This window comes from Paracoccus sp. BR5-17 (genome assembly GCF_055693925.1).
On the sequence record NZ_JBVFUV010000003.1, the window covers coordinates 49,518 to 74,203 of the forward strand.

Annotated in this window: 25 protein-coding genes and 2 pseudogenes; 13 read left to right on the forward strand and 14 right to left on the reverse strand. The window is 68.3% G+C overall.

The window, feature by feature from the left end; all coding sequences use genetic code 11:
- Window positions 1-138: 138 nt before the first annotated feature.
- Both ACZ1HC_RS01355 and ccrA read left to right on the forward strand, forming a co-directional pair.
- A complete protein-coding gene (locus tag ACZ1HC_RS01355) occupies window positions 139-1,173 on the forward strand; it encodes an acyltransferase family protein (RefSeq protein ID WP_472698417.1) in 1,035 nt (344 codons plus the stop codon).
- 94 nt (window positions 1,174-1,267) lie between these two features.
- Entirely contained in the window at window positions 1,268-2,557 is a 1,290-nt protein-coding gene (gene ccrA, locus ACZ1HC_RS01360) for a crotonyl-CoA carboxylase/reductase (RefSeq protein WP_472698418.1), read from the forward strand.
- A gap of 6 nt (window positions 2,558-2,563) precedes the next feature.
- Here ccrA and ACZ1HC_RS01365 read toward each other — a convergent pair whose 3' ends face one another.
- The gene (locus ACZ1HC_RS01365) at window positions 2,564-2,770 is read right to left on the reverse strand and encodes a hypothetical protein (RefSeq protein ID WP_472698419.1); all 207 of its coding nucleotides are present in this window, start codon (window positions 2,768-2,770) and stop codon (window positions 2,564-2,566) included.
- Window positions 2,771-2,859: 89 nt separating this feature from the next.
- Between ACZ1HC_RS01365 and ACZ1HC_RS01370 the strand changes: the two genes are divergently transcribed.
- Window positions 2,860-4,386: an ATP-dependent DNA helicase gene (locus tag ACZ1HC_RS01370; RefSeq protein WP_472698420.1), complete on the forward strand. Its 1,527-nt coding sequence runs from the start codon at window positions 2,860-2,862 to the stop codon at window positions 4,384-4,386.
- Window positions 4,387-4,393: 7 nt separating this feature from the next.
- On the opposite strand, the gene ACZ1HC_RS01375 is transcribed toward ACZ1HC_RS01370, so the two are convergent.
- Together ACZ1HC_RS01375 and ACZ1HC_RS01380 are read right to left on the reverse strand one after the other, a co-directional pair.
- Entirely contained in the window at window positions 4,394-5,182 is a 789-nt protein-coding gene (locus ACZ1HC_RS01375; RefSeq protein WP_472698421.1) for an EcsC family protein, read from the reverse strand.
- 115 nt (window positions 5,183-5,297) lie between these two features.
- A pseudogene (locus tag ACZ1HC_RS01380) lies at window positions 5,298-5,775 on the reverse strand (GNAT family N-acetyltransferase); the annotation flags it as partial.
- A gap of 122 nt (window positions 5,776-5,897) precedes the next feature.
- Between ACZ1HC_RS01380 and ACZ1HC_RS01385 the strand changes: the two are divergent.
- Both ACZ1HC_RS01385 and ACZ1HC_RS01390 read left to right on the forward strand, forming a co-directional pair.
- Entirely contained in the window at window positions 5,898-6,500 is a 603-nt protein-coding gene (locus ACZ1HC_RS01385; protein WP_472698422.1) for a flavin reductase family protein, read from the forward strand.
- Window positions 6,497-7,030, forward strand: a complete 534-nt coding sequence (locus tag ACZ1HC_RS01390) for an adenine phosphoribosyltransferase (protein WP_472698423.1) — start codon at window positions 6,497-6,499, stop codon at window positions 7,028-7,030. Before ACZ1HC_RS01385 ends, ACZ1HC_RS01390 begins: the two co-directional genes overlap by 4 nt.
- A 3-nt stretch (window positions 7,031-7,033) precedes the next feature.
- Here the strand turns inward: ACZ1HC_RS01390 and ACZ1HC_RS01395 are convergent, their stop codons facing one another.
- The 10 genes from ACZ1HC_RS01395 to coxB all read right to left on the reverse strand — a co-directional run bounded on the left by ACZ1HC_RS01395 (window position 7,034) and on the right by coxB (window position 15,887).
- Window positions 7,034-8,431: an FAD-binding oxidoreductase gene (locus ACZ1HC_RS01395; protein WP_472698424.1), complete on the reverse strand. Its 1,398-nt coding sequence runs from the start codon at window positions 8,429-8,431 to the stop codon at window positions 7,034-7,036.
- 8 nt (window positions 8,432-8,439) lie between these two features.
- Window positions 8,440-9,021 (reverse strand): GNAT family N-acetyltransferase, encoded by a 582-nt coding sequence (locus tag ACZ1HC_RS01400; RefSeq protein WP_472698425.1) that lies wholly within the window; start codon window positions 9,019-9,021, stop codon window positions 8,440-8,442.
- Window positions 9,021-10,229 carry a M16 family metallopeptidase gene (locus ACZ1HC_RS01405; RefSeq protein WP_472700748.1) on the reverse strand — a complete coding sequence of 403 codons (1,209 nt, stop codon included), beginning with the start codon at window positions 10,227-10,229 and terminating at the stop codon, window positions 9,021-9,023. Before ACZ1HC_RS01405 ends, ACZ1HC_RS01400 begins: the two co-directional genes overlap by 1 nt.
- A 62-nt stretch (window positions 10,230-10,291) precedes the next feature.
- A complete protein-coding gene (gene thrC, locus ACZ1HC_RS01410) occupies window positions 10,292-11,668 on the reverse strand; it encodes a threonine synthase (protein WP_472698426.1) in 1,377 nt (458 codons plus the stop codon).
- A 10-nt stretch (window positions 11,669-11,678) separates the two neighbouring features.
- On the reverse strand, window positions 11,679-12,350 hold the full coding sequence (locus ACZ1HC_RS01415; RefSeq protein WP_472698427.1) for an SURF1 family protein: 672 nt from the start codon (window positions 12,348-12,350) through the stop codon (window positions 11,679-11,681).
- Window positions 12,351-12,423: 73 nt separating this feature from the next.
- Complete coding sequence (locus ACZ1HC_RS01420; protein WP_472698428.1) at window positions 12,424-13,254, reverse strand: cytochrome c oxidase subunit 3; 831 nt, start codon at window positions 13,252-13,254, stop codon at window positions 12,424-12,426.
- Window positions 13,255-13,283: 29 nt separating this feature from the next.
- Window positions 13,284-13,847, reverse strand: coding sequence for a cytochrome c oxidase assembly protein (locus ACZ1HC_RS01425; RefSeq protein WP_472698429.1), 564 nt, complete (start codon window positions 13,845-13,847; stop codon window positions 13,284-13,286).
- 5 nt (window positions 13,848-13,852) lie between these two features.
- The gene (locus tag ACZ1HC_RS01430) at window positions 13,853-14,044 is read right to left on the reverse strand and encodes a hypothetical protein (RefSeq protein WP_472698430.1); all 192 of its coding nucleotides are present in this window, start codon (window positions 14,042-14,044) and stop codon (window positions 13,853-13,855) included.
- Window positions 14,044-14,961: a heme o synthase gene (cyoE, locus tag ACZ1HC_RS01435; protein WP_472700749.1), complete on the reverse strand. Its 918-nt coding sequence runs from the start codon at window positions 14,959-14,961 to the stop codon at window positions 14,044-14,046. Before cyoE ends, ACZ1HC_RS01430 begins: the two co-directional genes overlap by 1 nt.
- Before the next feature lie 38 nt (window positions 14,962-14,999).
- Window positions 15,000-15,887 carry a cytochrome c oxidase subunit II gene (coxB, locus tag ACZ1HC_RS01440; protein ID WP_472698431.1) on the reverse strand — a complete coding sequence of 296 codons (888 nt, stop codon included), beginning with the start codon at window positions 15,885-15,887 and terminating at the stop codon, window positions 15,000-15,002.
- Window positions 15,888-16,080: 193 nt separating this feature from the next.
- On the opposite strand from coxB, the gene tldD reads away from it, so the two are divergent.
- The 4 genes from tldD (at window position 16,081) to ACZ1HC_RS01460 (ending at window position 21,661) form a co-directional block, all read left to right on the forward strand.
- The gene (gene tldD / locus ACZ1HC_RS01445) at window positions 16,081-17,502 is read left to right on the forward strand and encodes a metalloprotease TldD (RefSeq protein ID WP_472698432.1); all 1,422 of its coding nucleotides are present in this window, start codon (window positions 16,081-16,083) and stop codon (window positions 17,500-17,502) included.
- A 67-nt stretch (window positions 17,503-17,569) separates the two neighbouring features.
- Complete coding sequence (dprA, locus tag ACZ1HC_RS01450; protein WP_472698433.1) at window positions 17,570-18,691, forward strand: DNA-processing protein DprA; 1,122 nt, start codon at window positions 17,570-17,572, stop codon at window positions 18,689-18,691.
- A 94-nt stretch (window positions 18,692-18,785) separates the two neighbouring features.
- On the forward strand, window positions 18,786-21,233 hold the full coding sequence (gene topA, locus ACZ1HC_RS01455; protein WP_472698434.1) for a type I DNA topoisomerase: 2,448 nt from the start codon (window positions 18,786-18,788) through the stop codon (window positions 21,231-21,233).
- Between the two features lie 20 nt (window positions 21,234-21,253).
- Window positions 21,254-21,661: a topoisomerase C-terminal repeat-containing protein gene (locus ACZ1HC_RS01460; RefSeq protein WP_472700750.1), complete on the forward strand. Its 408-nt coding sequence runs from the start codon at window positions 21,254-21,256 to the stop codon at window positions 21,659-21,661.
- Here ACZ1HC_RS01460 and ACZ1HC_RS01465 read toward each other — a convergent pair.
- Window positions 21,564-22,100, reverse strand: a pseudogene (locus tag ACZ1HC_RS01465) (helix-turn-helix transcriptional regulator); the annotation flags it as partial. The gene ACZ1HC_RS01460 and the pseudogene ACZ1HC_RS01465 sit on opposite strands and share 98 nt — an antisense overlap.
- 133 nt (window positions 22,101-22,233) lie before the next feature.
- Between ACZ1HC_RS01465 and ACZ1HC_RS01470 the strand changes: the two are divergent.
- The 4 genes from ACZ1HC_RS01470 (at window position 22,234) to ybgC (ending at window position 24,666) form a co-directional block, all read left to right on the forward strand.
- Window positions 22,234-22,947 (forward strand): CoA transferase subunit A, encoded by a 714-nt coding sequence (locus ACZ1HC_RS01470; protein ID WP_472698435.1) that lies wholly within the window; start codon window positions 22,234-22,236, stop codon window positions 22,945-22,947.
- Window positions 22,947-23,573, forward strand: coding sequence for a CoA transferase subunit B (locus ACZ1HC_RS01475; protein ID WP_472700751.1), 627 nt, complete (start codon window positions 22,947-22,949; stop codon window positions 23,571-23,573). The genes ACZ1HC_RS01470 and ACZ1HC_RS01475 overlap by 1 nt, the downstream gene beginning before the upstream one ends.
- Window positions 23,574-23,671: 98 nt before the next feature.
- Window positions 23,672-24,247: a hypothetical protein gene (locus ACZ1HC_RS01480; protein WP_472698436.1), complete on the forward strand. Its 576-nt coding sequence runs from the start codon at window positions 23,672-23,674 to the stop codon at window positions 24,245-24,247.
- The gene (gene ybgC / locus ACZ1HC_RS01485) at window positions 24,244-24,666 is read left to right on the forward strand and encodes a tol-pal system-associated acyl-CoA thioesterase (RefSeq protein WP_472698437.1); all 423 of its coding nucleotides are present in this window, start codon (window positions 24,244-24,246) and stop codon (window positions 24,664-24,666) included. The genes ACZ1HC_RS01480 and ybgC overlap by 4 nt, the downstream gene beginning before the upstream one ends.
- Window positions 24,667-24,686 lie beyond the last annotated feature (20 nt).

Genomic DNA, 24,686 nt, shown 5'->3' on the forward strand with positions numbered 1-24,686 from the left:
GTCTCGCAATAATATTTCGTCTCTGACCGGATATGATACGGAATGTGACCCTGTCAATGCTGCTCTGCAGAAACCTCGTTGACCTTCCCGGAAACTGCGCTGTTACTTGCGCCTTCAGTTTCCGGTGTCCCTTTCCCCATGTCCCTGCGCCCCGCCCTTACCCTGCAGCAACGCCCCGGCGCGATCGAGGGCCCGCGCGCCCTCGCGGTCGTCTTGCTGGTCATGTATCATGTGGTGGGCGCCGACCCCACCGGCGGCCTGCATCTGGCGGGGATGCACCCGGGGCGCCTGTCCATGGATTTCCTGGCGGATCTGCGGATGCCGCTTTTCGCCTTCATTTCGGGGCATGTCTACGCCTTGAAGCCGGTCGATCCCGCCCGGCTGCGGATGTTCCTGTCGGGGAAAATCAGGCGTCTGGCGGTTCCCGGCATCGTGGCCATCAGCGTCTTCATGGCCTTTTCCGGCCTGATGAACACCCGGTTCACGCCCGACCACGCCTGGTGGCTGAATTACGTCACGCCTTACGCGCATTACTGGTTCGTGCAGGCGATCCTGCTGATCTTCTTTCTGTTCGGCAGCTACGACATCCTGACCAGGGGCCGATACCTGCCCGTCATCTTCGCGGCGTCGCTGCTGTGGTACCTTGGAGGACCGCGGATTCCCACCGACTTCATGTCGGTCAACCAGGCGGTCTATCTGCTTCCCTATTTCCTGTTCGGCGTCATCATCGCCCGCCACCCCGACGCGGTCCTGAAGCACCGCGGGCCGATGATCCTGCTGGCCGGCGCTGCCCTTCTTGCAGCGACCTGGGTCAACCTGGACATTCTGCAAGAGACCGGCCAGTTCTCCGATGACCGGAGGGATCTTCAAAGCCTGGGCTTCGGAATGGCGGCAACAACGCTGTGCTACCTGCTGCTGCCGGAAATCAGGACCCGGGCCCTGGGGGCGTTTTCCTTCACCATCTACCTCTACCACGTCCTGGCGACCTCGGCGATGCGCCGGGCCCTGCTGGACCTGGGCATCCAGGACGTGGCGCTGCATGTGCTGCTGGGCACCGCGGCAGGCATCGCCCTGCCGATCCTTCTTCACGTGGCTGCGCAGCAGCATCCGCTGTCGCGGCGGTTGATCTTGGGTGAAACGGCGCGACCGCTAAGACATAAAATTACATTCTAGATGCCGACGCTGTTGTAATCTTGCGGGGCCGGGGTTAGTTCTGGGGCAAATCGGTGCTCTGATTCTGCACCGCAGCACAAACCAGGAGAAGCTGATGGCCCTCGACTCCCCGACCCCGATCGCCCCCTACGAGGCTCCGGTGAAGGACCTTTATGATATCGGAGAAATGCCGCCCCTGGGCCATGTGCCCGCGAAGATGCACGCCTGGGCGATCCGCCGCGAACGGCAGGGCGAACCCGACAAGGCGATGCAGCTTGAGGTCGTCGAGACCCCGACCATCGACAGCAACGAGGTGCTGGTCCTGGTGATGGCGGCGGGCGTCAACTACAACGGCATCTGGGCCGGGCTCGGCGTGCCGATCAGCATGTTCGACGTCCACAAGCATCCCTATCACATCGCCGGATCCGACGCCTCGGGGATCGTCTGGGCGGTGGGCGACAAGGTGCGGCGCTGGAAGGTCGGCGACGAGGTCGTGATCCACTGCAACCAGGACGACGGCGACGACGAGGAATGCAACGGCGGCGACCCGATGTATTCGCCCACGCAGCGCATCTGGGGCTACGAGACGCCGGACGGCAGCTTCGCGCAGTTCACCCGCGTCCAGTCCCAGCAGCTGATGCCCCGCCCCAAGCACCTGACCTGGGAGGAATCGGCCTGCTATACCCTGACGCTGGCCACCGCCTACCGGATGCTGTTCGGGCATGAACCGCACGAACTGAAGCCCGGCATGAACGTGCTGGTCTGGGGCGCCTCGGGCGGGCTTGGATCCTATGCGATCCAGCTCATCAACGCGGCAGGCGGCAACGCCATCGGCGTCATCAGCGAGGAAGACAAGCGCGACTTCGTCATGGGCTTGGGCGCCAAGGGCGTCATCAACCGCAAGGAGTTCAACTGCTGGGGCCAGCTTCCCGTCGTGAACACCCCCGAATACAAGGAGTGGTTCAACGAGGTCCGCAAGTTCGGCAAGGCCATCTGGGACATCACCGGCAAGGGCAACAACGTCGATATCGTCTTCGAACATCCGGGCGAGGCGACCTTCCCGGTCAGCACCTTCGTCTGCAAGAAGGGCGGCATGGTGGTGATCTGCGCCGGCACCACCGGCTTCAACTGCACCTTCGACGTGCGCTACCTGTGGATGCACCAGAAGCGCATCCAGGGCAGCCATTTCGCGCATCTGAAACAGGCCAGCGCCGCCAACAGGCTGATGCTGGAGCGCCGCCTCGATCCCTGCATGTCCGAGGTCTTCCCTTGGGCGGAAATCCCGCAGGCGCATGTCAAGATGATGAAGAACCAGCACAAGCCCGGCAACATGGCCGTGCTGGTGCAGGCGCCCACCAGCGGCCTGCGCACCTTCGAGGATGCGCTGGAAGCCCGCCGGGCCTGAGCCCGTTCAGATCCCCGTGCCGCCGGTTCCCGGCTGGCGGCACGTCCATTCGATCACGCGGTCGTCGGGGTGGCTGGCGACCCAGCGCGCCAGTTCGTTCTGGGCTTCCAGCATGCAGGTGAACAGGCCGTTTCGCTGTTCGAACAGCAGGCTGTGTTCGCTGCAATGCTGCGGATCGCCGTTCAGGCAGGTGATGAAGAACAGTTCGATCATCGTGCGTTCCTTTCGATGATCCTCCAGACACGCATGGGCGGCGAAAAAGTTGCATGGGCAATCGCCGCGGCCCGCGTTAGAGGGGGGCCATGACCGTCCCTGCCCCCACGCTATCCCCTGACCAGGCCGATGCCTGGGACGCGCTGGCCGATGCCTTCGGCGCGTCCGGCATCGACCTGACCGCGGGGGAACTGCATCCGCCGCAGCCCGGCAAGGGCCGGGTGATGGCCGTCATCGGCAAGGCCGGGTCAGGCAAGACGCTGCTGCTGTCCCAGATCACCCGGGCGCTGCGCGATGCCGGGGTCGAGATCGTCAGCGGGGATTACGAGGGGCGCCGCCGCAAGGACCGGCGCAGCGCCGCCATCCTGGCGCCCACGAACAAGGCGGCCTTCGTCTTGCGGATGCGCGGGGTGCCGGCGACGACCATCCACCGCATCCTCTACACCCCCGTCTATGACCCCGAATACGAAAAGCTGGCCGAATGGCTGACGGGCACGGGCGAGCGGCCTTCGGTCGAGGGGATGACGGACACCGCGCTGGACCGGGCGCGGGGCTTTTTCGACCAGCACGCCTCGATCCCCGGCGCGCTGGCGGCGGCGGGGCTGCGCGGGTCGGACTTCATCCGCGGCTGGAAGCGGCGCGAGGATGCCCTGGACGTGGGGCTGATCGACGAGGCCTCGATGCTGGACGAGAAGCAGTTCGAGGATCTGCGCGAGATCTTTCCCCTGCTGGTGCTGTTCGGCGACCCGGCCCAGCTTGCCCCCGTGGGCCAGTCGGGAGAGATGGTCTTCGACCGCCTCGCCCCCGCCCAGCGGCTGATCCTGCACCGCGTCCACCGTCAGGCCGGCGACAGCCCGATCCTGGATCTGGCTCATGCGCTGGGCGATGAAAGCCTGACCTTCGAGGCCTTCGAAGGCCTGATCCGCGCCGCCGCGCGCCGGGATGATCGGGTGGTCTGGGCCGAACGCGTCGAAAGCGACCTGATGGCCCGCAGCCCGGTGCTGGTCTGGCGCAACGCCACGCGCATCCGGCTGATCCACGCCTTCCGCGCCGCCTATGGCGCCCCCGGCGATGCGCTGCTGCCGGGCGAGCCGCTGATCTGCGACGGGCTGGAACTGCCCCTGAAGCACCGCAAGAAGCGCATCGACCTCGAGGCGCGGGGTCTCATCAAGGGGGCGCAGGTCGTCTATCTGGGACCGGGGCGCAAGCCCGGATTTTCCCGCCTGCACGTGATCGGCGCCGAGGAGCCGCGCCTCTCCGCCGCCAGCATCGTCAAGATCGAACTGCCCGACGAGGACGAGCCCTTCATCCCCTATGCCGCCCGGATGGGGGCGACCTTCCTGCATGGCGCGGCGGTGACCATCCACAAGGCCCAGGGCAGCCAGTGGCCCGATGTGCAGGTGTTCGGCCCCGACGTCAGCGCCGCCGCCTGGTCCAACCGGACCGAGGCCGGGATTCCCCTGTGGAAGCGGCTGGCCTATGTCGCCATCACCCGCGCGCAGGAACGGCTGCTATGGGTGACGAAGGCCCGGCTGGCCCGGCCGAACGAACCCCTGGGCATCGCCGATCTGGACGTCCCCACCGCCGATCTGGCCCTGGCCCCCGAGGAGGAGTGACCCCGGCCTAGCGGGCGTCCTTTCGGTGGTCCAGACGTTCGATGGCCAGGCGCAGCGCCTCGATCAGGGCCTCGCGCGGGATGCCGGTTTCCCGCGACAGGCGCATGATGCCGAAATGCACGCGCGCCAGTTCCTGATAATAGCGCGCGAAGGTATAGTTGATCGACGCGCCGACGACGGCCCCGAAGATCGGCGCGGCCTGTGCGGCCAGCTTCTGGCCCATCGACACCGACAGGCGCGGCGCCACCCGGCTGATGAGCCCCTGCACCGTCTGGCCGGTGACCGACATACGCGCCGCCAGCAGGCCAAGGTCGGTCGCGTCGTCCTCGGCCATCGGGCCGGCGGCGGCGAAGATGCGCAGGCATTCCATTCGCACCTCGTCGCTGTCCGGATCCAGGCCGTGTTCCACGGCGATGTCCAGCATGGCGCGCAGCAGAAGGGTGATGGTGAAGGGCAGCTCGACCATCGCCCCCACGAAACCGGCCATCCCGCCCGCCGCACCGCTGGCGGTCGAGGCCATGCGGTTGAACCAGTCGCCCCGGTCGCGCACCATCCTGCGCGAACTGCTGGCGGCCGAGAAGGCCCGGTTCAGGGCCGTCCGCGTGATCCGGTCCAGGCGGTTGCGCACGAAGCCGGGCAGCTTTTCGATCAGGCCCTCGGCGCTGTTTCCGACGACCGACATCAGATCCATCCCCAGCCCCCCCGCATCCAGATAGCGCCGCGCCAGGCGGTCGATCTGGACATGCACGGAGGGGTCATTGATCGGCGGAAGCACCAGTTGCGGATTGGTCGCCATCGTCATCCTCTTGCGAAAGGGTCTTGTCAGGGGCATCGACGGTCACGCAAGCCCGGTCGGCGCCAAGGCCGCGCGCCCGACGCGCCAGCGCCTCGACCGCGTCCGGCGCCGTCTCGCGCGTCACGTTCCCCGCCACTCCAACCCAGGCGCCGGGCCAGAGTTCCAGCCCCAGCACCCGATCCGGGTTGGTCGGCGGAGGCATCACCACCTTGTCCAGCCGGGTGAAGCCGAAGCGGCTGTAATAGGGCGCGTCGCCCACCAGCAGGACCCGCCCCCAGCCCAGGCTGCGCGCCCGCGACAGGCTGTCGCGCATCAGAAGTCCTCCCAGCCCCTCGCCCTGGGCTGTCGGGTGAACGGCGATCGGTCCCAGCAGCAGCACCGGCTTGCCCGCCACCCGCACCGGCCAGAAGCGGATCGCGGCCAGAAGGGTGCCCGACCCGTCGCGCAGCACCAGGCACAGGTCTGCCACCTTCGCCACCCCGTCCCGCAGGCGATAGGACGACAGCGCCGTTCGGCCGGGCGCAGAAGCACAGGTCGTAAAGCGCCTCGACCTCGGGTTCGTCGGCGGCGGTTTCGGGGCAGATCTCGTACATCGCGCCTCCTGTCGGTCCTGGCGCCCCTTAGCATGGGGTCGGGGTCGATGAAACATCCCGGGACCATTGCGGCGCGGGCGCGCTGATGGCAGGTTGTGCGCGCATGACGCAGGAGGCCCGCGATGTTCTACCGCCCCGAAAACGGCCACGGGCTGTCCCACAATCCGTTCAACGCCATCATCGCCCCCCGTCCGATCGGCTGGATTTCCACGCGCGGGTCGGCGGGCGACAACTTGGCGCCCTATTCCTTCTTCAACGCGGTGGCCTATGTGCCGCCGCAGGTGATGTTCGCCTCGACCAGCGCCAAGCCCGACCGCAAGGGCACCAAGGACAGCGTGGCGCAGATCATCGAATCGGGCGTCTTCTGCGTGAACATCGCCACGGGCGACCTGCGCGATCAGGTGAACGCGACCTCGGCCACCCTGCCCGCCGGGGTCAGCGAGTTCCAGGTCGCCGGGATCGAGTCCGCGGAATGCGCCACCATCGCCTGCCCGCGCGTGGCGGCTGCGGCCGCGGCGCTGGAATGCCGCATGACCCAGGTGATCCCGCTGGCCGGGCAGGCAAACTTCATCGTCCTGGGCGTGGTCACGGGGGTGCATATCCGCGATGACTGCGTGGTGGGGGGCCGCTTCGACCCGCGCGCGGCGGGCGGCTGGATCGCGCGGCTGGGCTATCACGACTATGCCGCCGTGACCGACCTGTTCGAGATGGTGCGCCCCGCATGAGCCTGAACGTCAAGGACTATATCCGCACCATCGTCGATTTCCCGCATGAGGGGATCATGTTCCGCGACGTGACCACGCTGTTCGCGGATGCGCGCGGCTTCCGCATCGCCATCGACCAGTTGCTGGCCCCCTATGCGGGCGCGCGGATCGACAAGGTGGTGGGGCTGGAAGCGCGCGGCTTCATCCTGGGCGGCGCCGTCGCGCATCAGTTGTCCACCGGGTTCGTGCCGATCCGCAAGAAGGGCAAGCTGCCCGGCACGGTGATTTCCCAGGCCTATCAGCTGGAATACGGCGAGGCCGTGGTCGAGGTCCATGACGACGCCCTGCGGCCGGGCGAACGGGTTCTGATCGTGGACGACCTGCTGGCCACGGGCGGCACGGCCGCTGCGGGAATATCGCTGTGCGAGAGGCTGGGCGCCAGGGTGGTGGGCTGCGCCTTCGTGATCGACCTGCCCGACCTGGGCGGCCGGCGGCTGCTGGAAGGGCTGGGGCACGAGGTCCATGCCCTATGCGCCTTCGATGGCGACTGAGGCCTAGCCCAGGATCACCCCCGGATTCATGATCCCGGCCGGATCCAGCGCGTCCTTGATCGCGCGCATCGCCGCCAGCCGGGCGGGGTCGCCCCATTCGGCCAGCTCCGCCGCCTTCAGCCGCCCGACGCCGTGTTCGGCGGAAAACGACCCGCCGCGGGCCACGACCATCTCGTGCACCGCACGCGACAGGCTGCGGCGGATGTCGTCATAGGCGTCGCGCGTTTTCCCCTGAACCGGGAACAGGTTGAAGTGCAGGTTGCCGTCGCCCAGATGGCCGAAACAGTTGATGCGCAGGTCCGCCATGCCCGCCAGCACGGCGCTGCAATCGCGGATGAAGCGGGCGATTTCTGACAGGGGCAGGCTGATGTCGTGGCTGGCGATGGCGCCGATGTGGCGGTTGGCCTCGGGGATCGTCTCGCGGATCGCCCACAAATCGGCGGCTTGCTGGCCCGACTGGGCGATCACGCCGTCGCTGGCCAGCCCGGCCTCGGCAGCGGCGGTGAACAGCCCCTCCAGCGCGTCATCCGCCGAAAGGCCCGCGGGCAGGCCCACCTCGATCAGCGCCAGCCAGTCGGGGCGGTCGGCGAAGGGCTGGCGCAGGTCGGGAAAGGCCTGGTCCAGAAAGCGCAGCCCCTGCCCCGAGATCAGTTCGAAGGCGGTCACGCCGCCCGCCATCCGCGCCTGCGCCAGGGCCAGCAGGCTCAGCGCGGCCTCGGGGGACGGGACCACCAGCATGGCGACGCCGATCTGCGGGGGAACCGGGGCCAGCACCAGGGACGCGGCGGTGATGATGCCCAGCGTGCCTTCCGCACCGATCAGCAGGTCGCGCAGGTCATAGCCGGTGTTGTCCTTTCGCAGCCGCTTCAGGTCGTGCATGACCTGGCCCTGCGGCAGCACCGCCTCGATCCCCAGGCAGAGGGCGCGGGCGTTACCGTAGCGCAGCACGTTGACGCCCCCCGCATTGGTGCCCAGCAGCCCGCCGATCTGCGCCGTCCCCTGCGAGGCCAGCGCCAGGGGAAACTGCCGGCCGACACCCGCGGCGGCATCGCGGATCTGCTGCAGGGTCGCGCCGGCTTCGGCCACGATCACGCCTTCCTCGGGATGGATGTCGCGGATGCGGGTCATCCGTTCCAGCGACAGCACCAGCGGCACCGCCCCCTCGGCCATCACCTGCCCGCCCACAAGGCCGGTGCCGCCGCCGCGGGGCACGACCGGAACCCGGGCCTCGGCGCAGGCCCGGATGATGGCCGCGACGTCCTCGACCGTCCGGGGCGCCGCAACCAGACCGGCGCGGCCCCTGTAGCGGCCGCGCGGTTCCTCGAGGTAGGCGGGCGCGATGTCGCGCAGCACGCCCTGGGGCAGCAGGCGGGCCAGGGCGTCGGTGGCGTCGTTCAGCATCATCCCCCCTATCGCGCGTCGGAACGGCCGCGCCGGTCGCCGCGCAGGTTGGCGTACAGCACGTGGTTGCGCCACCGCCCGTCGATCTGCAGATAGCTTTGCGCGACGCCTTCGTACTTGAAGCCGGACTTTTCCAGCACCGCGCGCGAGGCGGCGTTTTCCGGCAGGCAGGCCGCCTCGATCCGCGACAGATCCAGGGCGGTGAAGGCGTGGTGGACCAGAAGGCCGATCGCCTCGCTCATGTAGCCCTGCCGCGCGAAGGGCTGGCCGATCCAGTAGCCGATGGTGCCCGACTGCGCCGGGCCGCGGCGGATATTGTCCAGCGTGATCGCCCCCAGCAGCACCCCGTCCCGGCGCACCAGGAACAGGGGCAGCGCGGTGCCGGCGCGGCTGGCGCGCGCCGCCCAATAGACGCGGTTGACGAAGCTTTTGCGCGACAGGTGGTCGGGCGCCCAGAGCGGCTCCCAGGGGGACAGGAAGTCGCGGCTGGACTGGCGCAGACCGGTCCACGCATTGAAATCGCCGTGGGCCGGCAAGCGCAGCACGATCCGCTCGGTTTCCAACCTTACGGGTCGCGCGCGCAAGAACATCAGGCGGCAAGCCTCTCGGCCAAGGCGTCGCGGGCGGGCGCGGCCTTCACCGGGCCGTAAAGCGCCAGCGCCGGACGCGCGCGGCCGATCAGGCTTGCGGCATGGGCGCGCACCTCGGCCACGCTGACAGCGGCGATACGGTCGGCGACCTCGGCGGCGTCGGGCACCCGGCCCCAGATCGCAAGCGTCCGGGCCATGCGCTCGGCCTGGGCCGAGGGGCTTTCCAGCGACATCAGCAGGCTGGCGCGCAACTGTGCCTTGGCCCGCGCCACCTCGGCCTCGGACATGTCCTCGGCGGCGCGCTTGATCTCGTCGATGGTCAGGGTCGAGAGATCGGCCAGATCCTCGGCGCCGGTGCCCGCGTAGATGGTCAGCATCCCGGTGTCGTCGTGGAATCCCGACTGCGCGAAGATCGTGTAGCACAGGCCCCGCTCCTCGCGGATCTTCTGGAACAGGCGCGACGACATGCCGCCCCCCAGCGCCGAGGAAAAGATCTGCGCGGCATAGAAGTCGGGCGCAAGGTATCCGGGCCCTTCCAGCGCCAGGGCGAAATGCGCCTGTTCCAGCTTCTTGACCCGGCGGGTTTCCAGGCCCTGCCAGCGGGCGGCCTCTCGCGGGGCCTGGGCGATGGGTGCAAGATGGCCGAAGGCGCGTTCGGCCAGGCGCACGATGCGGTCGTGATCGACCGCGCCCGCCGCCGCGACGATCATCTGCCCGGGGCCATAGTTTTCGGCGACGAAGCCCGCCAGATCGGCGCGGCCGAAGCGGCTGACGCGGTCGGCGGGGCCCAGGATGGTACGGCCCATCGGCTGGTTCGGATAGGCGGCTTCCTGCAGCCAGTCGAAGATGATGTCGTCGGGCGTGTCCAGCGACTGCCCGATCTCCTGCAGGATCACGCCGCGCTCGACCTCGATCTCGCGTTCGTCGAAGACCGGGTTCAGCACGATGTCGGAAATCACGTCGAAGGCCAGATCGACGTCGTCCTCGAGCACGCGGACGTAATAGGCCGTCGCATCGCGCGAGGTATAGGCGTTGATGTAGCCGCCCACATCCTCGATCGCCTCGGCGATCTGCAGGGCGGTGCGGGTGGTGGTGCCCTTGAAGGCCATGTGTTCCAGGAAATGCGCGATGCCGTTCTGTTCGGACCGTTCGTTGCGCCCGCCGGCACTGACCCAGACGCCAAGCGCCGTGGAATGAAGCCCGGGCATCACGCGGGTGGCGATGCGCAGGCCGTTGGACAGGGTCGTGACCTGCAGGTGGGCGTCTTTGTTCACTGGGTTCTCCGCTCAAGGATCAGCGATTTAAGCGCCTGCACGTCGTTTTCAACCCGCGTCAGGCGTTCAGGCAGGTCGAACAGCGTCGCCATGTGCGGCGGCAGCGGCGGCCGAAGGCCGATGGCCCGTTCCACCGCATCGGGAAACTTGGCCGGATGGGCGGTGGCCAGCGTCACCATCGGCACCCCGGGTTCAAGGTGGCGGCGCGCCACGGCCACGCCCACCGCGCTGTGGGGGCACAGGATCTCGCCGGTCTCGTCGCGGATGGTGCGGATCATCGCCAGCGTCTCCTCCTCGGAAACGCGGCCCGACCGGTATTGCTCGCGCAGGGACTGCAGCGCGCCCTGGCTGATGGTGAAGCCGCCGGCTTTCAACTCCTCCATCAACTGGGCAACGGCCGACGCATCGCCGCCATAGGCCAGATACAGCGCGCGTTCGAAGTTCGAGCTGACCTGGATATCCATCGACGGGCTGATCGAGGGCTGGACCGTGCCGACCCGGTATTCGCCGGCGGTCAGCGCGCGGTGCAGGATGTCGTTCTGGTTGGTGGCCACGATCAGGCGGCGGATCGGCAGGCCCATCGCGCGGGCGACGGCGCCCGCGAAGATGTCGCCGAAATTGCCGGTGGGCACGGTGAAGTCCGTCTGCCGCATCCCCAGGCTGGCGGCGGCGGTGAAGTAATAGACGATCTGCGCCACCACCCGCGCCCAGTTGATGCTGTTGACGCCCGCAAGCCCCACCTGGTCGCGGAAGGCATGGTCGTTGAACAGGTCCTTCAGCCGCGCCTGGCAGTCGTCGAAATGGCCGGTGACGGCAAGCGCGTGGACATTGGCCGCGTCGGGCGTGGTCATCTGGCGGCGCTGCACCTCGGACACGCGGCCATGCGGGAACATGATGAAGACATCGACGTTGTCGATGCCCCGGAAGGCCTCGATGGCCGCAGAGCCGGTATCGCCCGAGGTCGCGCCGACGATGGTGATGCGCTGGCCGGACCGCTTCAAGGCGATCTCGAACAGCTGCGCGATCAGCTGCATCGCGAAGTCCTTGAAGGCCAGCGTCGGCCCGTGGAACAGTTCCAGCAGGTGATGGCCGGGCGCCAGCTGGCGCAGCGGCGCCTTGGCGGCATGGTCGATGCGGCCGTAGGCGCGGTCGATGGCGCCGCGCAGTTCGCCGTCGGAAAAGCTGTCGCCGGTGAAGGGGCGGACGACGCGGAAGGCGACCTCCTCGTAGGGCAGGCCGTCGAGGTCGTCCAGGCCCGAAAACGCCGGGATCGTCTCGGGCAGATACAACCCGCCGTCGCGGGCCAGACCCGACAGCATCGCCCCCTCGAAGTTCAGAGCCGGGGCCTTCCCCCGCGTCGAGACATAGCGCATCCGTCGTCCTTCAGTATGTCCGCCGCCTGATACGCCAGATCAGCGCGCCTGTCATCCCCGCCCAGGCCGCGGCGATCAGGAACCACTGGACCGCATAGGCCAGGTGGTTGTTGGGGATCCCCTCGACGGCGACCGGAAGGGGGGCGACGCCCTGGGTGTCGCCTTCGACGGCGCTGGCGACGACCAGCACGGGTTCGGTGTCCAGCACCCGGGCCATGGCCGGCACGTCGCGGGCGAACCAGATGTTCTCGTCCAGGTTTGGCTCGGGGGTGGCGCTGCCCTTTTCATCGGGCCAGTGCAGGTTGCCCTGCACGGTCAGCCGCACCGGGGGCCGTTCGACATGGCGCATCTCTTGCGGCACGAAGCCGCGGTCCAGCATGATCGCGCGCCCGTCATCGGTGATGAAGCGCGACACGATCTGGTATCCCGCGCCCTGGTTCGGGGTATGGGACAGCACGTCGATCTCGGCGCCGGTGGTGGTGCCGCTGACGGTCACGGGCAGGTACTTCATCGACGGATCGACCGCGGCGGGCAAGGGCACGGGTTCAGCCTGGATCCCGGCCTCGATCCGGTCCAGCAGATCCTCCTTCCACTCCAGCCGGCGCAACTGCCACAGGCCGAGCTGGATCAGGATCGCGCAGCCGACGATGCCGAGGATCAGGGGAAACAGGATGCGGCGCATGGAGGGACAGCCAGATGCAAAGAAAAACGCGCGGGGTCCGCCCCCGCGCGTCGTGGGTCGGGTCGGGCGGGGATCAGCTGCCCCAGACATAGACCACGGCGAACAGGAACAGCCAGACCACGTCCACGAAGTGCCAGTACCAGGCCGCCGCCTCGAAGCCGACGTGCTTTTCCTGGCTCATCTGGCCTCTCATCAGGCGGATCGCGCAGACCGCCAGGAAGATCGTCCCGATGATGACGTGGAAGCCGTGGAAGCCCGTCGCTAGGTAGAAGGCGCTGGCATAGGCGGTATCGGCCAGTCCGAAGGCCGCGTGGCTGTATTCATAGGCCTGCAGGATCGAGAAGAAGATCCCCAGGATCACCGCGACGATCAGCCCGTTGATGGTGGTCTTGCGGTCGTTCTCGTGGACAAGGGCGTGGTGCGCCCAGGTCACGGCGACGCCCGACAGCAGCAGGATCAGCGTGTTGATGAAGGGCAGGTGCCAGGGATCGAAGGTCGCGATGCCCTCGGGCGGCCAGACGCCGTCCCTGATCGGGCTTTCCGGGCCCATCGGGTACATCGCGTTCTTGATGAAGTTCCAGAACCAGGCGACGAAGAACATCGCCTCGGAGATGATGAACAGGATGAAGCCGTATTGCAGGCCGATCCGCACCACCGGGGTGTGGTCGCCCGACTGGCTTTCGCGCACAACGTCGGCCCACCAGCTGTACATCACGTAAAGCACGCCGACGAAGCCGATCAGGAACAGCCAGGGCCCGGTGACGGGGATGCCCAGCAGGTGGACATCGCCCGAATGCATCCAGCCAACCGCCCCGTACAGCATCAGGAAGGCCGAGATCGCTGCGATGAAGGGCCAGATCGACGGCTGGAGGATATGGTAATCGTGGTTCTTTGCGTGCGCCATGAGCTGTCCCCGTCGGCTCCTTGAGGTATTCAGTTGACGTTATCGGCCGGCGCGGCGTCAAGGGACGCCTGAACCGGCTCGGTCAGGTGGAAGGTATAGGACAGGGTGATGTCCCTGACCCAGCCCGCGTCGCGGTCGCCCACCAGTTCCGGATCCACGAAGAAGCTGACCGGCATCTCGATCCGCTCACCGGGCTGCAAAGTCTGTTCGGTAAAGCAGAAGCACTGGATCTTGCTGAAGTAATAGCCCGCGACTTCGGGCGCGACGTTGTAGCTGGCGGTGCCGGTGATCGGCACGTCCGAATTGTTGATCGCCTCGTAGAAGGCCAGCCCGGTCTCGCCGATGTTGATCTCCATGCTGGTCTGCATGGGCCGGAAGGTCCAGTCCATGTTCTTGTCCACATTGGCGTCGAACCGCACCCGGACCGTCTCATCAAGGATGGTGTCGGACGCCGCGGCCGCGACCTGGGTGGTGCCGCCAAAGCCGGTGACGCGGCAGAACCAGTCGTAGAAGGGCACCGCGGCCCAGGCCAGGGCGCCCATCGTCACGACCACGCCCACCAGCCAGGCCACGGTCTTTCTTTCGGGGGACATGCGGCTCATTGCCCTGCCTCGGGCGGAAGGACCGAGACGCGCGGCTGGTGGTCATAGGCCTCCATCAGGTCGCCTTGCTGGACCTTCACAACGGTCAGGCCGAAGACCAGCGCGACGAAGGCCACCAGGACCATCCCCAGCCCGACATTGCGGGACCGGCGTCTCTTGTGCAGTTCATGTTCGGTGTTCAGCGCCATCACCAGCCTCCTGCGATGTTCTGGACCAGCAGCGCCACGAAATGCAGGAACAGGTAATAGAGCGACAGCTTGAACACCCGCTTCTCGACGGCATAGCCATCGGCCAGGGCGTCGGCCTCGGTGCGGCGCAGGATCTGCCAGCCGCCGCGGATGAACAGCGCGTTCAGCACCACCGCCGCCGCAAGATAGATCGGCCCGCCGACCGAGGTCAGGCCCAGCCAGATCGCGAAGGGCGCCAGCACCAGCGTGTAGGAGAAGATGTGCCGCCGCGTCGCCGGACGGCCGTGGGTGACGGTCAGCATCGGCACCCGGGCCTCGTGATAGTCGGACTTCATGAACAGCGCCAGCGCCCAGAAATGCGGCGGCGTCCAGAAGAAGATCAGCGCGAACATCAGCAGCGATTCGATGCTGATGCCGCCGGTGGCGCAGGCCCAGCCGATCATCGGCGGAAAAGCCCCCGCCGCGCCGCCGATGACGATGTTCTGCGGCGTCCAGCGCTTCAGCCAGATCGTGTAGATCACCGCATAGAAGAAGATCGTGAAGGCCAGGAAGCCCGCCGCGAACCAGTTCGCCGCAAGCCCCAGCATCATCACCGAAAAGCCCGCCAGGATCAGCCCCAGCGACAGCGCCGCCCCGCCCTCGATCCGCCCGGCGGGGATCGGCCGGTTCCGGGTGCGCCGCATCACCGCGTCGATGTCCGCGTCGTACCACATGTTCAGCGCGCCCGAGGCCCCACCCCCCAGCGCGATGAACAGGACCGAGCAGAAGGCGATGAAGGGATGCACGTCCACCGGCGCGACCCACAGCCCCACGAAGGCGGTGAACACGACCAGCGACATCACCCGCGGCTTGAGCAGCGCGACGAAGTCGCGGAACTCGGCCTCGGGGGCGCCTTCATATGCGTGGATCTCGGTCATGTCGCCTTCGGTGGCCTTGTCGCTGGTCGGGCCGACGGTCAATCGGCCTTGGCCAGGGTCACGGTTTCATCGCGGGCAGCCGAGGCGGTCTGCTCGGCGCCCTCCAGCGTGCCGCCCTGTTCGGCGACCCACTGGGCATAGATTTCGGGGCTGACCGCCTTCACGACGATCGGCATGTAGGCGTGGTTGATGCCGCACAGCTCGCTGCACTGGCCGAAATAGACGCCTTCCTGTTCGACGTTGAACCAGGCCTGGGCGATCCGCCCCGGAACCGCGTCCTGCTTGACGGCGAAGGCCGGGATGGTCCAGCTGTGGATCACGTCGTTGGCGGTCACCTGCAGCAGCACCGTCTGGCCGACGGGCACGACCACGGCGGTGTCGGTGGCCAGCAGATACTCGTCCTCGGAATAGCCGTGATCGGCCAGTTCTTCCTTGGCCAGCATGATCGAATCGAAGCTGATGCCGTTTTCGGGGTATTCGTAGGACCAGTACCACTGGTTCCCGGTGGCCTTGATGACGATATCGGGATCGGGCGGCATTTCCTGGCTGCGGAACAGCACCGGCAGCGAGAAGGCCCCGATGCTGAGCAGGATCAGCACCGGCCCCAGGGTCCAGGCGACCTCCAGCGGGGTGTTGTGGGTGAAGCGCGCCGGAACCGGGTTCGCGCGCCTGTTGAAGCGCAGGATCGCATAGGCCAGCAGCCCGCACACCAGCAGCGTCACGCCGGTGATGATGAGCAGGACGAAATGATCCAGCGACTGCTGGTCGCGCGCCAGTTCCGTCGCCGCGGGCTGGAAGTTCACGCCGCGTGGCTCGGGCTTGCCGATCACGGGCAGTTCGCCCAGCACGTCCTGCGCAAAGGCCGACCCGGCTATCATTCCCGCCGCCGCAAGCGCCGAAGCTGCCGCGACTGTCCGGCGAATCATCGCTATTGCCATCATCCCATCCCGTTATCCTGGCGCGGCCGCGCGACCGCAGGTCGCCCAAGGGCGGCCCTTTTCCTTTAACACTGTCCGTTCTATGACCATATCTCGTCCCAACGGGCAAGGGATACATCAGCCTGCCCAAGCAAATTACCGGCGTCTGGCCGTGCGGGCCGCGCCAGAAAGTTGACCCGCCATGAGCAGAATCCCCTTCGACCCCTTCTCGACCCATCTGGACCGCGACCGCGCCCTGTCGATCCTGCGCAAGGCCACCGCGGGCGCCGAGGATGGCGAACTGTTCCTGGAACATTCGGTCTCGGAATCGCTGGTCTTCGACGACGGGCGGCTGCGCAATTCGGGCTATACCGCCGAACAGGGCTTCGGCCTGCGCGCCGTGCGCGGCGAGGTCACGGGATATGCCCATTCGACCGAGATTTCCGAGCCCGCCCTGCGCCGCGCCGCGCAAACCGCGCGCCTGGCCGTGGGACAGGGCGGCGGCACCCTGGCGCCCGCGGCGCCGATGCGGGTCCAGCCGCTGTACGGCGCGGCCGATCCCGCCGCGGGCATCCCCTTCGCCCGCAGGATCGAGCTTTTGCGGCAGATCGACGACTATGCCCGGTCGCGCGATCCCCGCGTGGTGCAGGTGACGGTCGCGCTCGGCTCCTCGCTGCAGCAGGTGGCGATCCTGCGGCCCGAGGGCGGGCTGGTCACGGACATCCGCCCGATGGCGCGGCTGAACGTCAGCGTGATCGTGGAAAACAACGACCGCCGCGAATCCGGCGGGCATGGCGGCGGCGGGCGCATTCCGCTGGCGGGGCTGATGGACCCGTCCCACTGGCAGCCCGCCGTGGACGAGGCGCTGCGCATCGCCCTGGTCAACCTGCGATCCGTCCCCGCCCCGGCGGGGGTGATGGACGTGGTGCTGGGCCCCGGCTGGCCCGGCATCCTTCTGCACGAGGCGGTGGGCCACGGGCTGGAAGGCGACTTCAACCGCAAGAAGGCCAGCGCCTTCGCCGGGCTGATGGGACAACGTGTCGCAGCCCCGGGCGTCACGGTCGTCGATGACGGCACCATCCCCGACCGGCGCGGCAGCATCGGCGTGGACGACGAAGGCACGCCCCCCGCCCGGAACGTGCTGATCGAGGACGGGATCCTGGTGGGCTATATGCAGGATCGCCAGAACGCCCGACTGATGGGCGTGGCGCCGACGGGCAACGGGCGCCGCCAGAGCTTCGCCCACGCGCCCATGCCCCGGATGACCAACACCTACATGCCCGGCGGCGACGCCGATCCGGCGGCGATCCTGGCGGATCTGCGCGACGGCATCTATGCCGTGGGCTTCGGCGGCGGCCAAGTGGACATCACCAACGGCAAGTTCGTGTTCTCCTGCACCGAGGCCTACCGCGTGAAGAACGGCGTCCTGGGCGATCCGATCCGCGGCGCCACGCTGATCGGCGACGGGGCCACGGCGCTGCAGCAGGTGCGCGCCATCGGCAACGACATGGCGCTGGATCCCGGCATCGGCAATTGCGGCAAGCAGGGCCAGTGGGTGCCGGTCGGCGTCGGCCAGCCCACGCTGCTGATCGGCGGGCTGACGGTCGGCGGCTCGGCTGCGTGACGGACCGCTAACCAGTTGTTAACGCCTTTCCGGCTAGCCTGATTCCCGGACAAAGGGCGGAGGCAGCATGGATACCGGGCATCTTCCTCTGGGCGGGCGCGGCGCGGTGGACGACGATCTGACCGTCCTGCGCCTGATCCGGTCGCGCCGGGTCGGGCCGGCGACCTATCACCGCCTGATCGCCGAACATGGCAGCGCCCGGGCGGCGCTGGAGGCCCTGCCCGCCATCGCCGCGGCGGCCGGGATTTCGGATTACGCGGCCTGCCCCGAAGGGGTGGCGGCCGCCGAACTGGCGGCAGGACGCAAGGTCGGGGCGCGTCTGATCCGCTGCGATTCGCCGCTTTACCCATCGGCGCTGCGCGACATCGACGGGGCGCCCCCGATCCTGTGGGTGCGCGGCGATCCGGCCTGGCTGTCACGCAGTCCGGTGGCGGTGATCGGCGCGCGCAACGCATCCTCGCTGGGGCTGCGGATGGCGCGCGGCATGGCCACCGGCCTGGGCGAGGCCGGGCATACCGTCGTGGCGGGCCTGGCGCGCGGCATCGACACCGCCGCCCACAACGCCGCCCTGCCCACCGGCACCGTCGCCGTGATGGCCGGGGGCGTCGACGTGATCTATCCGGCCGAAAACGTGATCCTTGCCGCCCAGATCGCCGAAAAGGGCGCGCTGGTGTCCGAACAGCCGCCCGGCACCGAACCGCAGGCGCGGCATTTCCCGACCCGCAACCGCATCGTCTCGGGCCTGTCGCTGGGCGTGGTGGTGATCGAGGCCGCGCACCGGTCCGGCACCCTGATCACCGCCAAGAACGCGCTGGACCAGGGGCGCGAGGTCATGGCCGTGCCCGGCCATCCGATGGATGCGCGGGCGGGCGGCTGCAACCAGCTGATCCGGGACGGCGCGCTTCTGGTGCGCAATTCGGCCGATGTCTGCGCAGCGCTGGGAGAGGGGCTGGACGCCCAGGCCGGGGCCGACGCGGCGCCTGCCCCGGTCGCAGCCCGCCCCCTGCCCCCCGAGCCCGGCGACATCGAGGCGCGGATCCTGTCGCGCCTGGGTCCCTCGCCCTCGGACGAGAACGACGTGATCCGCGACCTGGGCCTGCCCGCATCCTCGGCAAGCGCCGCCATCCTGTCCCTGGAACTGCAGGGCCGGCTGCTGCGCGTGCCGGGCGGGCGACTGGCGCTTTGCTGAGGACGGCACAGCCGGCGGATGACCGCGCCCGGTTGACACTGGCAGGGACCGCACCCATGTTGCCGCCCCATTGCAAGGTCCCCCTGAGGTAAGAATGCCCGTCGTCGTCGTGGAATCCCCGGCCAAGGCCAAGACCATCGAGAAATACCTTGGCGGCGACTATCGCGTGCTGGCCAGCTTCGGCCATGTGCGCGACCTGCCTCCGAAGGATGGCAGCGTCGATCCCGACGCCGATTTCGCCATGAAATGGGAGGTCGCGGCCGACAGCCGCAAGCATCTCAAGGCGATCAAGGACGCGCTGAAGGACGACCAGACCCTGATCCTGGCCACCGACCCCGACCGCGAGGGCGAGGCGATCTCGTGGCACCTGCTCGAGGCGCTGTCGCCGGCGCTGAAGAAGGGCGCGGCGGTCAACCGCGTGACCTTCAACGCGATCACCAAGACCGCCGTGACCGAGGCGATGGCCAACCCCCGCCAGATCGACCAGCCGCTGGTGGATGCCTATCTGGCCCGCCGCGCGCTGGACTATCTGGTGGGCTTCAAGCTGTCGCCGGTCCTGTGGCGCAAGCTGCCCGGCGCCAGGTCGGCGGGCCGGGTGCAGTCGGTCTGCCTGCGCCTGATCGTGGACCGCGAGATGGAGATCGAGGCCTTCAGGCCCCGCGAATACTGGTCGGTCCACGCGCGCCTGGCGACGCCGGGCGGGGCGGAATACGACGCGCAGCTGGTCTCGCTGGGCGGATCGAAGCTGGACCGCTTCGATCTGCCCGACGCGGGGAAGGCGGCGATGGCCGTCAGCGCCCTTTCCAGCCGCACGCTGCAGGTGACGGGTGTCGCCGCCAAGCCCGCGACCCGCAACCCCTGGCCGCCCTTCATGACCTCGACCCTGCAGCAGGAGGCGTCGCGCAAGCTGGGCATGGGCGCCAAGGCCTGCATGTCGACGGCGCAGCGCCTGTACGAGGCGGGGCTCATCACCTACATGCGGACGGACGGCATCGACATGGCGCCCGAGGCCGTGCACGCCGCGCGCGATGCGATCAGGGCCCGGTTCGGCGACGACTACGTTCCGAAAAGCCCGCGCATGTACAAGAACAAGGCCAAGAACGCGCAGGAAGCCCACGAATGCATCCGCCCGACTGACATGATGCTGTCGCCCGACAGGCTGAAGGTCACGGCGGACGACCAGCGCCGGCTTTACGACCTGATCTGGAAGCGCACCATCGCCAGCCAGATGGAGGCCGCGCGGCTGGAGCGCACGACCGTGGACATCGCCAGCCCGGACGGCCAGGTGGGCCTGCGCGCCACCGGCCAGGTGATGCTGTTCGACGGCTTCCTGCGCGTCTATGACCAGGGCCGCGACGATGACGACGGCGAGGACAGCGCCCGCCTGCCCGCGATCCGGCAGGGCGAGTCGGCGACGCTGGTCGCCCGGGCCTTCGACGCGGAACTGGCCAAGGCCCGCGAGAAGGCCGACCCCGTGCCCGCCGCCCCGGCAGGCCAGCGCGCCGCCCCGGGCCTGTTGCTGAACGACAGCGCCGCCGTCGTCGCCCGCCAGCACTTCACCCAGCCCCCGCCCCGCTACACCGAGGCGACGCTGGTCAAGCGGATGGAGGAGCTGGGCATCGGCCGTCCCTCGACCTATGCCAGCATCGTGACCACGATCCAGGACCGCGAATATGTCCGCAAGGACAAGAACCGCCTGATCCCCGAGGACAAAGGCCGGCTGGTCACGATCTTCCTGACGAAGTACTTCCCCCGCTACGTCAGCTATGATTTCACCGCCGATCTGGAAAACGAACTGGACGAGATCAGCGCCGGCGACCTGCTGTGGCGCGAGGTTCTGGGCCGCTTCTGGAAGGACTTCTCGAAGGCGCTCGAGGGCACGTCCGAACTGCGCATCACCGAAGTTCTGGAGGCCATCGACGAGGCGCTTGCCCCGCATCTCTATCCGCCGCGCGCCGATGGCGGCGACCCGCGCCAATGCCCGGTCTGCGGCAAGGGGCGGCTGAATCTCAAGACCGCGCGGTCGGGCGGCGCCTTCATCGGCTGTTCCAACTATCCCGAATGCCGCTATACGCGCCCGATTTCCGCCCCCGACGGCGAGGACGCCGGCACCGGCGAGCGCATCCTGGGCGAGGATGACGGCGTGCCGATCAGCCTCAGGACCGGGCGCTTCGGCCCCTATGTCCAGCGCGGCGAGGCAAGCGAGGACAACCCCAAGCCGCCCCGCGCCTCGATCCCCAAGGGCTGGGATCCGGCGACGCTGGATCTGGAACGGGCGCTGCAACTGCTGTCGCTGCCCCGTCCGATCGGCCCCCATCCCGAGGACGGCGAGTTGATCGAGGCCGGCATCGGCCGCTTCGGCCCCTATGTGAAGCACGGCTCTCGATACGCCAACCTGGCGGATGTGGACGAGGTCTTCACCATCGGCATGAACCGCGCCGTCGAGGTTCTGGCCGCCAAGCAGACCCGCGGCCGGGCCGCCGCCGCCGCCCCCTGCGTGAACTGGGCGACCACCCCGAGGGCGGCGCCATCCAGGTGCTGAACGGCCGTTACGGCCCCTATGTGAAATGGGGCAAGGTGAACGCGACCCTGCCGCGCGACGTGGCGCCCGAGGATCTGACGGTCGAGCAGGCGCTTGAGCTGATCGCCGCCAAGGCGGGCAAGTCGCCCGCGAAGAAGAAGGCGGCGCCCAAGGCCAAGGCCAAGACAGCCGCCAAGAAGCCCGCGGCCGGCAAGGCCGCCCCCGCAAGGCCGCGCCGAAGGCTGCCGGCAAGGGGTGATCGCGGGGCGCGCGGGGCGGATAGGGCGTTCCCCGACGGGGGTCAGGCCGCGCCCCCGCGCCCGCGTCCAGCAGCCGGCCCACCAGTTCGGAACTGTTGCGCACGCCCATCTTGCGGATCATGTTGGCGCGATGCACCTCGATCGTACGGGGCGAACAGTCCAGCGACTTGGCGATCTCCTTGCTGGTGAAGCCGTTGACCAGATAGCGGGCGATGCGCTTTTCGGTGGGCGTCAGCAGCCCGCCGCCCGCGACCCGGCCCTCCAGCGGGCGATAGGTCCAGACGGCAAGGCGGTGCGGATCGTCCTGGTCCAGGGTCCGGCCCCGGCCCTCCATCCAGACGATCTGTTCGTTCTTGCGCCGCATGAAGCGTTCGTCCTGGTAGAAGGGGCGCTCCTGCATGGCCTTGCGCGCCCGTTCGCCCACCAGCCGGAAGTCGGTCTGGCCCGGATAGAGGATGCGCATGGACTGGCCTTCCAGTTCCTGCGGCGTCCAGCCGAAGACGGTCTGGACCATCAGGCTGGCCCTGACGATCACCCGCTCGGCCAGGATCAGCGTGGCGTCGGGGGCGTTCTGGAAGGCCAGCGAGTCGTAGTCCCTGGCCGTGGCGGGGGTCCGGAGCTTCGGCATGATCGCACCGCTACTTAACTGCCTACGTATTTTTACGGATAGAGCATTCCGCCCTCATGCGACAGGATTTCGCCTGACGCGGCGGCACCGGGGATCGGGGCCGCCCGGCCATCACTTCCATCGGGGCGGATGAATGACAGGATCGAAAAAGGTTTACGCCGACGCGGACGCGGCGCTCGAGGGGCTGCTGCATGACGGGATGCTGATCGCGGCCGGAGGATTCGGCCTTTGCGGCATCCCGGAACTGCTGATCGACGCCCTGGTGCGAAGCGGGGTCAGGGACCTGACCATCGCCTCGAACAACTGCGGCGTGGACGGCTTCGGGCTGGGCAAGCTTCTGGACACGCGCCAGATCCGCAAGATGATCTCCTCGTATGTGGGCGAGAACGCCGAGTTCATGCGCCAGTACCTGTCCGGAGAACTGGAGCTGGAGTTCAATCCCCAGGGCACCCTGGCCGAGCGGATGCGCGCGGGCGGCAGCGGCATCCCCGGCTTCTACACCAAGACCGGCGTGGGCACCGTCATCGCCGAGGGCAAGGAGGTCAAGACCTTCGACGGCCAGGACTATATCCTGGAGCGCGCGATCGTGGCGGATCTGGCGATCGTGAAGGCCTGGAAGGCCGACGACACCGGCAACCTGGTGTTCCGCAAGACCGCGCGCAACTTCAACCCGCCCGCCGCGATGTGCGGCCGCGTCTGCGTGGCCGAGGTCGAGCAGATCGTGCCGCGCGGCAGCCTGGATCCGGACCACATCCACCTGCCCGGCATCTATGTGCATCGCATCGTGCAGGGCCAGCACGAGAAACGCATCGAACAGCGCACGGTTCGCAAGAGGGAGAACGCATGATGCCCTGGGATCGCAACCAGATGGCCGCGCGGGCGGCGCAGGAACTGGAAGACGGCATGTATGTCAACCTGGGCATCGGCATCCCGACGCTGGTTGCCAACTACGTGGGCGACAAGGACATCACCCTGCAGTCGGAGAACGGGATGCTGGGCATGGGCCCCTTCCCCTACGAGGGCGAGGAGGATCCCGACCTTATCAACGCCGGCAAGCAGACCATCACCGAACTGGACCGCACCGCCTATTTCGACAGCGCAACCAGCTTTGGCATGATCCGCGGCGGCAAGATCGCGGCCGCGATCCTGGGCGCCATGGAGGTGGCCGAGAACGGCGATCTCGCCAACTGGATGATCCCTGGCAAGCTGGTCAAGGGGATGGGCGGCGCCATGGATCTGGTGGCCGGCGTCGGCCGGGTGATCGTGGTCATGGACCACACCAACAAGGCGGGCGAATCGAAGGTGCTGCGCGAATGCACCCTGCCGCTGACCGGCAAGGGGGTGGTGGACCGCATCATCACCAACCTGGGCGTTCTGGACGTGGTGCCGGGCGGCCTGCGCATCGTCGAGACCGCCGATGGCGTCACCGAAGAAGAACTGCGTGCCGCGACCGAGGCCACCATCGTCGATTGATGCGCGGCCGCGGCCGGACAGTGTGGCGGGGGGCCTTGCCCCCGTCGCCGTTTCGGCGACTCCCCCAGGGTATTTGGACAAAGGTGAAGGGGCAGGCCATGACGCCAGATCAGATCGCGGCGCTGTTCACCCGCAGGGACGGGACCTTCCTGTGCGCCCGCTGGGGGCGGCCCGTGGCCCCGGTGATCTTCGGCCTGGCCGACGAAAGCCTGGACATCTTTCGCGGCGCGATCCGCGCGGGCTTTGCCCATGCGCGCCACCCTCTGGCCGAGACCGACCCCGAGATGGGCGCGAACCTGATGCTGTTCTTCGTGCGCGACTGGGCGGAGCTGGGCGATGTTCCCGACCTGGACCGGCTGACCGACGCGCCCGGGCTGCCCGGCCGGCTGGCGGATGCGGATGCGGACCAGTACCGGATGTTCCGCTTCGATGCCGATGGCAGCGTCCGCGCCTGCCTGGGCTTCCTGCGCATGTCGGGCGCCCTGGCCGACAGCCATCCCGCGCATCTGGCCGAGGCGGTGTTCATGCGCTGCGCGCTGACCTTCGCGCGCGACATCGCCCCCTCGCCCGCGATCGCGGCGCTGATCCGGGCGGCCTATGATCCGGTGCTGCCGGGCGCGGCCACCGATCCGGCCCATGCCCTGCGCCTGTCTGCGCGGACCGGGGCTGCATGATGCACACGATGCCCGTCCGGGTCTATTACGAGGATACCGATCTGGCCGGGATTGTGTACTATGCCAACTATCTGAAGTTCATCGAGCGTGGCCGGTCCGAGTGGCTGCGCGAACTGGGCATCGATCAGGGGGCGATGAAGGCCTCCGGCTTGGTCTTCGCCGTCCGCCGGCTCGAGGCCGATTACCTGCGCCCCGCCCGCTTCGACGACCTGCTGGCGGTCCAGACGCGCCTGGTCCGGCTGACCCCCGCGCGGATCCTGCTGGATCAGGCCGTCCGGCGCGCAGAGGAGACGCTGTTTGCCGCCCGGGTCACGCTGGCCTGCCTGGACCGGCGGGGCCGGCCCGCGCGGCTGCCCAACGCCCTGGGGACCGCGCTGGCGACACGGTGTGGCCCGGGGGACGCCACTGCCGGACAGTGACGCCATTGTGTTGCGGCAAG